The sequence below is a fragment of the Dietzia aerolata genome (genome assembly GCF_014144865.1).
GTDB classification, from domain to species: domain Bacteria; phylum Actinomycetota; class Actinomycetes; order Mycobacteriales; family Mycobacteriaceae; genus Dietzia; species Dietzia aerolata.
The window spans coordinates 23,495-30,646 of the sequence record NZ_JAALDM010000033.1 but is presented as its reverse complement, the minus strand read 5'-3'; the positions used below and the strand labels follow the sequence as shown (position 1 = coordinate 30,646).

Genomic DNA, 7,152 nt, shown 5'->3' with positions numbered 1-7,152 from the left:
GGCGCGGCGGACGGCGGCGCGGCGGACGGCTCCGGCGGCGAGGCGGACGGCGCCTTCATCGACCTCACCCCCGCCCAGCGCGCCCTGCAGGCGGAGCTGCGCGAGTACTTCGCGACCCTCATCTCGCCGGAGGAGGCCGCGGACATCAGCACCACCCGCCACGGCTCTACATATGAGGAGATCATCAAGCGGATGGGCCGCGACGGCTGGCTCGGCGTGGGCTGGCCCACCGAGTATGGCGGCAAGGGCTTCGGCCACATCGAGCAGCAGATCTTCACCAACGAGGCCACGCGCGCCGACGTGCCGCTGCCCTCGGTGACGCTGCAGACCGTCGGCCCGACGCTGCAGAAGTTCGGTACGCAGGAGCAGAAGGAGAAGTTCCTGCCCGGCATCCTCGAGGGCACCGTGCATTTCGCGATCGGCTACTCCGAGCCGGATGCCGGCACCGACCTCGCGTCGCTGCGCACCACCGCAAAGAAGGACGAGGCCACCGGCGACTGGATCATCAACGGTCAGAAGATGTGGACCACCGGCGGTCACCACGCCGACTACATCTGGCTCGCCGCCCGCACCGGCGCGCCGGACTCCCGCCACCGCGGTCTGACGATCTTCATCGTCGACACCAAAGACCCCGGCTTCTCGTTCACGCCGATCATCACCTGCGACGGCGCGCACCACGTCAACGCCACCTACTACTCAGACGTGCGCGTGCCCGCCGACATGGTGGTCGGCGAGGTCGACGGCGGTTGGAAGATGCTCACCACCCAGCTCAACCACGAGCGCGTCATGCTCGCCCCCTCCGGGCGGCCCGGCGGCTACTACGATGAGCTGGCCGAGTGGGCCCGCGGCACCGGTCCCGACGGGGTGCGCCACCTGGACCGTCCCGAGGTTCGCGACGGCCTGGCCGAGATCTTCGCGATCGTCCGCCTCAACGAGCTGCTCAACTGGCAGGTCTCCGCAATGGGCGACAACCCGTCGATGGGCGACTCCGCCGCCTCCAAGGTGTTCTCCACCGAGAAGATCCAGCACGTCGGCCGCATCGCCGAGGAGCTGCTCGGTCGCTTCGGCGACCCCACCGATGCCGGCACGGCCAGGCTGCAGCGCTGGTTCGACATGATGAACAAGCGCAACGTCGTGATCACGTTCGGCGGCGGCGTCAACGAGGTCATGCGCGAGCTGACCTGCATGGGCGGCCTCGGCATGCCCCGCACCGCGCGATGATCCCCGTGCCCACCGACCCCAGCCACTCCCAGCACCCAACGAGAAGGCACCCATGAGTGACGACACTCCAGCAGACGCCCAGGCCACGCGCATCCTCGCCGCGGCCGAGGAGCTCCGCGCCGCGGGCGGCAGCGCCCCCCGCGCGGGCCGCGACCCCATCAACACGCCGATGATCCGCAACTGGACCGAGGCCATCGGCGACGCCAACCCGATCTACGAGTCCGAGGAGGCCGCCGTCGCGGCGGGCCACGGCGGGCTCGTCGCCCCGCCCGCGATGGCGCAGGTGTGGACCATGCGTGGCCTCGGCAAGACCCGCGAGGACGACGACCCGCTCGGCGTCATGACCGAGCTGCTGGACGCAGAGGGCTTCACCTCGGTCGTGGCCACCAACTGTGACTCGACCTACCACCGCTACACCCGGCCCGGCGAGGAGGTCACCATCTCGTCGGTCCTGACCGACGTGGTCGGCCCCAAGAAGACCGGCCTGGGAGAGGGCTGGTTCTTCACCACCCGCAACTTCTGGCGCGTCGGCGACGAGGTCGTGGCCGAGATGGACTTCCGGATCCTCAAGTTCCGGCCACCGGTCAACAACGCCGAGCCGGCCGAACCCGCCGCCGACCAGATCGTGGCCAGCTCCGGCTCCGCCACCGATGATCTGGTGGTGGGCAAGGTCATGCGCCCGTCCGTCTCCCAGGACACCCGCTTCTTCTGGGACGGTGTGGCCGCCCACGAGCTGCGCATCCAGAAGCGCGAGGACGGCTCCCTGCAGCACCCGCCCGTGCCGGCCCTGTGGAAGGACAAGACCGAGCAGACGGACTACGTCGTGTCCTCCGGGCGCGGCACCGTCTACAGCTTCGTCAACCACCACGCACCGCGCGTTCCAGGCCGCACCAGGTTCCCGTTCGTGATCGCCCTGGTCGAGCTGGCCGAGGGCGTACGCATGCTCGGGGAGCTGCGTGACGTCGACCCGGCCGAGGTCAAGATCGGCATGGAGGTCGAGGTCGAGTTCCTCGACATGCCCGGTGATACCAGCGAGGATGCGGCGTTCGGCACCGAGCCGTGGACGCTGTACGCGTGGCGGCCGGTCGGTGCACCGGTCGTCGACCGCCAGATGCCCGAGGTCAAGGAAGGTGGCACCAAGTGAGCGACAACAACGCAGGTACTGCCGTGGTCTGCCCGGCCACTCCGCCCGCCGCCCGAGTGGGGGACACCCTGCCCGAGCTGGCGATCGAGGGGACCCCCACGTTCATCGTGGCCTCGGCCCTGGCGACGCGGGACTTCCAGGATGTTCACCACGACCGGGATCTGGCCCAGCAGAAGGGCTCGAAGGACATCTTCGTCAACATCCTCACCGACACCGGTCTCGTGCAGCGGTACGTCACCGACTGGGCCGGTCAGAAGGCGCGGATCACCTCCATCAAGTTGCGACTCGGTGTGCCCTGGTACGCCTACGACACCCTCACCCTGACCGGCGAGGTCACGGAGATCGCCGATGACGGTCTGGTCACGCTGAAGATCGTCGGCAACGACTCGCTGGGTGCGCACGTCACCTCGACGGCAACCCTCTACATGAACGGAGACCCGCAGTGAGCTCTCTCGCGGACAAGGCTTCGATCGTCGGGATCGGCGCCACCGACTTCTCCAAGGACTCCGGTCGCTCCGAGTTGCGCCTGGCCGCCGAGGCCGTGCAGGCCGCCGTCGCCGACGCCGGACTCACGCCCGCGGACGTGGACGGCCTCGTGTCGTTCACCATGGACACCAACACCGAGATCGCCGTGGCGCGCGCCGCCGGTATCGGTCACCTGAACTTCTTCTCTCGCATCCACTACGGCGGAGGGGCGGCGGCCGCGACCGTGCAGCAGGCGGCGATGGCCGTCGCCACGGGCGTCGCGGAGGTCGTGGTCTGCTACCGCGCGTTCAACGAGCGCTCCGGCATGCGGTTCGGCCAGGTCAACGCCTCGCTGGTGCAGCAGGTCAACTCCTCCGGCACCGACAACGCCTTCTCCTACCCGCACGGGCTGTCCACGCCCGCCGGGTTCGTCGCGATGGTCGCCCAGCGCTACATGCACGAGTACGGCGCGACCAGCGAGGACCTCGGCCGCATCGCAGTGGTGGACCGCAAGCACGCCGCCGTCAACCCGGCCGCGTTCTTTCACGGCAAGCCGATCACGCTGGAGGATCACCAGAACTCCCGTTACATCGCCGAGCCGCTGCACCTGCTGGACTGCTGCCAGGAGTCGGATGGCGGACAGGCGATCGTGGTGACCACGCCCGAGCGCGCCAAGGACCTGCCGCACACGCCGGTCTCGATCGCCGCCGCGGCGTCGGGCTCCGGGCCGGATCAGTACATCATGACCTCGTACTACCGTCCCGAGCTCGCCGGCCTGCCGGAGATGGGGATCGTCGGCGACCAGCTGTGGAACCAGTCCGGGCTGCGCCCCGAGGACATGGACATGGCCGTCCTGTACGACCACTTCACCCCGTACGTCCTCATGCAGCTCGAGGAACTGGGCTTCTGCGGACGCGGCGAGGCCAAGGACTTCGTCCGCGAGCCGGGCGCCCTCGAGGTGGGCGGCCGGCTGCCGATCAACACCCACGGCGGCCAGCTGGGCGAGGCCTACATCCACGGCATGAACGGTATCGCCGAGGGCGTCCGCCAGCTGCGCGGCGATTCGGTGAACCAGGTCGAGGGAGCCGAGAAGCTCGTCGTCACCGCCGGCACCGGCGTCCCCACCTCGGGACTGGTGCTCACCGTCTGACCCCGGTCTGGCCCGCCTGGCCCGGCCCCGGCGGCCGCTGCCGCCATCGCCAAGAGTGTTCCGCACACGTTGTCCGAGAGGGAGGTGTGCGGAACACTCTTGTCGTTTCCGGCCCTGGCTCGGCCGGGTGAGGCCTGGCCTGGGCGGCGTCCGGGTGGCGCAGCGCTAGCCGTGGAGGCAGCCCCGCACGAACGAGCCGATGTCTCGCAACGCGAGCTTGGCCTCGGGGACCAGCGGGTGGAACACCTGGAACACGTGGAACTGGTCCGGCCAGAGCTGGAACTCGTGGGTCACCCCGTGCGCGGCGAACTTCTCGGCCATCGCGGCGATCCCACCGGCGAAGTTCTCGGCGCCACCGCACTGGATGAGAAACGGCGGCCAGTCGGCAGACGGCGTGTAGTTGATGGGCGAGATCCGCGGGTCGTCGGCGCTGATCTCGGGCGCGTACTGGACGCGGCACAACTCGGCCATTCCCAGGGCGAGGAACGGGTCCTTCTTGGCCTTATCGCGGGCGGACATGTCCGAAAAATCCAGGTCGACCCAGGGGGACATGAGGACGACGCCCGTGGGCATCGGCTCACCCGACTGCTCGAGGTGGGCGATCAGCTGCAGCGCGAGATTGCCGCCCGCGGAGTCGCCCGAGACCACGATGTTCTCGGCGGGGAAGCCACTGTCGATGAGCCATTTCCACCCGGCGATCGTGTCGTCGACCGCGGCGGGGAACGGGTACTCTGGCGCGAGTCGGTAGTCCGGTAGGAACACGGGCGTGCCGGTCTCGGCGGCCATTCGCGAGGCCAGAGCCTTGTGTGACCAGGGCGAACCGAAGGTGAACCCGCCGCCGTGGATGTGGTAGATGACCTTGTCTGAGTCAAAGAACCGCTTGCGCCCCACCCATAGGCCGGGCACCGGTCCGTCCGAGGACCAGTCGTTGGTGCTCTCGAGCGCGGCGGCCCGACCGGCGCCGGACGTCAGGGCCCGGAGCCGGTTGAGTGAGGACTCGGTGGGCGGCATCCGATCCAGGGCGGGTCGGACAAACAGTCGCAGGCCTCCGGCGAGTCCGCGGGCGCGCAGGGTTCCCTGGACGCCGGGGCCGGCGAGCGTCGGCGTGCGCTGGGAGGGCCGCTCGGCCTGGATGTCGGCGGAACGCTGACCGTCGGACGGGACGTCTCCGGTGCCCGTTGCCTGGGGAAGTCTGAGTCCGCCGTCGTACGGCGCGCTCTTGCGTCTCGGGCGTGATCCACTCATGCCCGCAATGTATGTCGTACGGCGACATGACGGGTGTCGAATCGCCGCTGCTACGATGAACTCACAGCTAGAACTCGTTCTTGTTCTCAAGGGATTCCGCAGGCCACAGGTGGGTCTGGACACGAGAACAAGTTCAGGTCACAATGTGACAGTAGACACATCTGCCCTCAGTGATAAGGATTTATTCCCGCGATGACCGACGCAGCAGCCGATCACACGTCCGATCCCCTCGCCGGGACCAATTCTGACATGAACCAGGCCCTGGTCTTCGAGGCAATTGCCGACAAGATCCCGGACAACCTGCTTCTGACCATGGACGGTGAGGACTTCACGTACCGGCAGATCGACGATCTGGCGAACCAGATGGGTCACCTGCTCAAGGCCAACGGTGTCGAGCCGGGCAACCACATCGCGCTGTACATGAAGAACAGCACGCCGCACCTGGCCGCGATCATCGCCAGCATGAAGATCCGGGTGGCCGGCATCAACGTGAACTACCGCTACACCCCGGCCGAGCTGGTCTACCTGTTCAACGATTCTCAGTCGACGGCTGTCCTGGTGGATTCCGAGTTCGCCGAGACGATGGCGGCCGCGCTGCCCAAGCTCGAGACCGTCAAGACCCTCTTCGCGGTGGGCGGTGTACAGGAGGTGCTGGCCACCGCCGCCGCGGAGGCCGGCGTCGCGGTCGTCGACCTGGACGCGGAGATGCCCAAGCAGTCCGCCGAGCGCGACTTCGAGCAGGCTCGGGGCGACGACAAGTGGATCGTCTACACCGGCGGCACCACGGGATTCCCCAAGGGCGTGCAGTGGAACCAGTCGGACTACTACTACGCGTGCCTGTCGGGTGGTAACCCGTACGGCGACAAGCGCCACAGCCCGGCCGAGGTGGCCGAGCACATCAACCCCGACGGCGGCTTCCGCGTGGTCGTGTCCGCGCCGCTGATGCACGGCGCCGGCCTGTTCACGCTGCTGACCTTCGTCAACCTCGGTGGTCACCTGCTGATGTTCCGCGACTTCGACCCGCAGACCATCGTGGAGACCGTCGCCGAGCGTCAGGGCCAGCTGCTGGTGTTCGTGGGCGACGGCATGGCCGTGCCGATCACCGACGCGATCGTGGCCAACAAGGACAAGCTGGACTTCAGCTCGCTGTTCATGGTCGCCTCCGGCGGCGGAATCTGGTCCAAGGCCACGCGTGACCGCCTCCTCGAGGTCCTGCCGAACATCATGACGCGCGACAACTTCGGTGCGTCCGAGTCGGGCAATGACGGCGAGCTGGCCATCACCGAGAAGGCCGAGCTGACGATCCCGTCCAGCGCCAAGATCGGCCTGATCGACGAGTCCAACAATCCCATCGCGCCGGGCTCCGAGGAGGTCGGCTACATCGTGCGGCGCGGCCACATCCCGGTGGGCTACTGGAATGATCCGGAGAAGACCGCCAAAACCTTCCCCGTGGTCGAGGGGCGTCGCGTCTCGATCCTGGGCGACATGGGTCAGATCCGCGCCGACGGCACGATCGTGTTCCTGGGCCGCGGTTCGGGCACCATCAACACCGGTGGCGAGAAGGTCTTCCCGGAGGAGGTCGAGCAGGCGCTCAAGGCCCACCCGGCCGTCCACGACGCGCTGGTCGCCGGCGCCCCGGACGAGCGTTTCGGACAGAAGGTCGCCGCCGTGGTGTCCTTCCGCGAGGGGCAGCATGCTTCGTTCGAGGATCTGACCGCGTTCCTGCGCGAGTCGCTGGCCAACTACAAGGTGCCCAAGACGATTGTCGACGTCCCCGAGATCCGCCGCTCGCCGGCGGGCAAGGCCGACTACAAGTGGGCCAAGGACACGGTGGCCGCCAACTGATCGGCGCACCCTGAACGACACCCGGAGGCCGGGTCCGCCACGAGGTGGACCCGGCCTTCGCGCGTGCAGGCCCGTACGATTC

General features: G+C 68.2%; 6 protein-coding genes. 5 read left to right on the top strand and 1 reads right to left on the bottom strand.

Translation table 11 applies throughout. From position 1 onward, the window contains the following. Positions 1–57: 57 nt before the first annotated feature. From G6016_RS02725 to G6016_RS02710, 4 genes are read left to right on the top strand one after another with little or no spacing between them, the layout of a single operon-like run. Entirely contained in the window at positions 58–1,221 is a 1,164-nt protein-coding gene (locus G6016_RS02725; RefSeq protein WP_182631176.1) for an acyl-CoA dehydrogenase family protein, read from the top strand. 52 nt (positions 1,222–1,273) lie between these two features. Continuing rightward, positions 1,274–2,365 carry a bifunctional MaoC family dehydratase N-terminal/OB-fold nucleic acid binding domain-containing protein gene (locus G6016_RS02720; protein WP_182631171.1) on the top strand — a complete coding sequence of 364 codons (1,092 nt, stop codon included), beginning with the start codon at positions 1,274–1,276 and terminating at the stop codon, positions 2,363–2,365. Further along, entirely contained in the window at positions 2,362–2,811 is a 450-nt protein-coding gene (locus tag G6016_RS02715) for a MaoC family dehydratase (protein ID WP_338403483.1), read from the top strand. The genes G6016_RS02720 and G6016_RS02715 overlap by 4 nt, the downstream gene beginning before the upstream one ends. Continuing rightward, a complete protein-coding gene (locus G6016_RS02710; protein ID WP_182631170.1) occupies positions 2,808–3,980 on the top strand; it encodes a thiolase C-terminal domain-containing protein in 1,173 nt (390 codons plus the stop codon). Before G6016_RS02715 ends, G6016_RS02710 begins: the two co-directional genes overlap by 4 nt. A gap of 165 nt (positions 3,981–4,145) precedes the next feature. On the opposite strand, the gene G6016_RS02705 is transcribed toward G6016_RS02710, so the two are convergent. Then, positions 4,146–5,225, bottom strand: a complete 1,080-nt coding sequence (locus G6016_RS02705) for an alpha/beta hydrolase (RefSeq protein WP_182631169.1) — start codon at positions 5,223–5,225, stop codon at positions 4,146–4,148. Positions 5,226–5,417: 192 nt separating this feature from the next. Between G6016_RS02705 and G6016_RS02700 the strand changes: the two genes are divergently transcribed. Further along, entirely contained in the window at positions 5,418–7,070 is a 1,653-nt protein-coding gene (locus tag G6016_RS02700) for an AMP-binding protein (protein WP_182631168.1), read from the top strand. Positions 7,071–7,152 lie beyond the last annotated feature (82 nt).